Origin of the sequence: Streptomyces alkaliphilus, assembly GCF_014141535.1 — a bacterium.
Lineage (GTDB): Bacteria > Actinomycetota > Actinomycetes > Streptomycetales > Streptomycetaceae > Streptomyces > Streptomyces alkaliphilus.
The window spans coordinates 1-2042 of the sequence record NZ_VKHT01000904.1; the positions used below are offsets into that span (position 1 = coordinate 1).

At 75.7% G+C, this 2042-nt stretch carries 2 protein-coding genes; one reads left to right on the forward strand and one right to left on the reverse strand.

Going from position 1 to position 2042, the window contains the following annotated elements:
* On the forward strand, nucleotides 1-876 hold an 876-nt coding region (locus FNQ90_RS20985; RefSeq protein ID WP_182607784.1), incomplete at its 5' end, for an aminotransferase-like domain-containing protein.
* 111 nt (nucleotides 877-987) lie between these two features.
* On the opposite strand, the gene FNQ90_RS20990 is transcribed toward FNQ90_RS20985, so the two are convergent.
* Entirely contained in the window at nucleotides 988-2025 is a 1038-nt protein-coding gene (locus FNQ90_RS20990; protein WP_182607785.1) for an iron-containing redox enzyme family protein, read from the reverse strand.
* Between the last annotated feature and the right edge of the window lie 17 nt (nucleotides 2026-2042).

Sequence of the window (2042 nt, forward strand, 5' to 3'; positions counted from 1 at the left end):
GGCTCCCCCGTTCTGGTGGAATCCCCCACCTATCCCGGCACGCTCGCCGTGGCCCGCGCGGCCGGGCTGCGCCCGGTGCCCGTGCCGGTGGACACCGACGGGGTGCGCACCGACCTGCTGGCCGACGCGTTCGCGGCGACCCGGGCCAGGCTGTTCGTCTGCCAACCGCTGTTCCACAACCCCACCGGCGCCGTTCTGTCGGCTCATCGACGCGGCGAGGTGTTGCGCGTGGCCAGGGCGGCCGGCGCCTTCGTCGTCGAGGACGACTTCGCCCGTCGACTGGTGCACGCCGACTCGCCGGCATCACCGCCCCCGCTGGCCGCCGACGACCCCGACGGCGTCGTCGTCCACATCCGCTCGCTGACCAAGGCCACCTCGCCCAGCCTGCGGATCGGTGCCCTGACCGCTCGCGGGCCGGCCCGCGAGCGCCTGCGGGCGGTCCATGTGGTCGACGGCCTGCTCGTCCCCCGACCGTTGCAGGAGACCGCCCTCGAACTGCTCGGCTCCCCGGCCTGGCCCCGGCATCTGCGCACGCTCGCGGAGGCGCTGCGCCAACGCCGCGTCGCCCTGCTGGCGGCGCTGCGAGGCGTCCTGCCCGGTCTGGTGCCGCAGAGGCCGCCCCGGGGCGGCTACCACCTGTGGGCGCGGCTGCCCGACGGCACGGACGAGCGCGCGGTGGTCGCCTCCGCCCTGCGCCACGGTGTGGCGGTCACGGCCGGCGGACCCTACTTCCCCGTCGAGCCTCCCGCCCCCCACCTGCGGTTGAGCCACGTCGGGGTGCCCGGTGCCACCCACCTGGAGGAGGGTGTCCGGCGGCTGCGAAGGGCCCTGGCCGGGGACGCCGCGCCGGCGGGGGGCCCGGCCGGCCCGGAATGAGACGGTCACCGGCCCGGACCCCGACGAACGACCCGCGCCTCCGACGGACGGTGCCGGTTCCCGGTCGGCCGGGAGCCGGCACCGTCCGTCGTGCACCGGTGGGGCCCCCGCTCAGGCCGCCACCCGGGCGCCACCCGGGCGCAGGGGTCCGAGCAGGGAGCTGCGGTCCCGGCTCCACGCGTCCAGCATCAGGCGTCCCAGCCGTGCCTCCAGGAAACCGGTGGCCCGGATGCCGAAGACGACGTCCGCCCGCAACTCCGGCTCCCGTTCCAGCAGGTCGGCGATGACGTCGTGCCGCATCAACTGCTCGTGCACGGCGTCCGCCTCCACGTGCTCGGTGTAGAAGCGCACGCACCGCTCGGGGGCACCCATCCGCTGCAGGGCGCGGGCCAGCCGCCGCGCCGAGGGCGGGGTGGTGATCTCGGCCGCCGCGAAGTGCCCCACCAGCGCGCCGCGCAGGGTGCGGTGCAGGCCGAACAGCGACATCAGGTTGACCACGGCGATCGCCGGCGCCGGAACGACGTCCACGTACGCCAGGTAACCGGGTTCCAGTCCGGCGCCCTCCAGCAGTTCGGCGAAGAGGTGGGCGTGTATCCGGTCGGCCCGACCCCCGCCGTACTCGTCGAACTCGACGGCGACCAGCGCCGCCTTGGCCCGGCCGGTGAGCCTGGGTATGGCCCAGGCGTGCGGGTCCGCCTCCTTGAGGTGGTAGATCGAGCGGTGCACCAGGTACTCGCGCATCTGCCACCACTCCCCCGAGCGGGAGAGGTACCGGGAGACCCCGGCGCCCCCCGGCGGCTCGGTGAGCAGGTCCTCCAACGCGCCGCGCAGATCGGTGTCGTCCGGCAGATCCGCGCGCAGGGCGGTGAGGAAACGCTCCTCCAGGGCTGCCCGCAGGCTCAACAGCGCCGGGTCCCACTCCCGGTCCGGGTGGACGCCCGCGAAGCCGCGGTAGTGCAGCTCGTAGCAGATGTGGAGGGCGAGGTGGAGATCGCCGCCGTAGGGATCGGCGGTGGCTATCTCCGCCGTCAGTTCCGGGCTCACGGCCGGCGCTCCCTCGGCCCCCGGGGCGGGGGGCTCGGGACCCAGCAGGGCGAGGACCGCCTCCCCCAGCGGTCCCCGGGTACGGGGCAGCGGCGGCGACGGCACCCCCTCCGGGGTGGTGG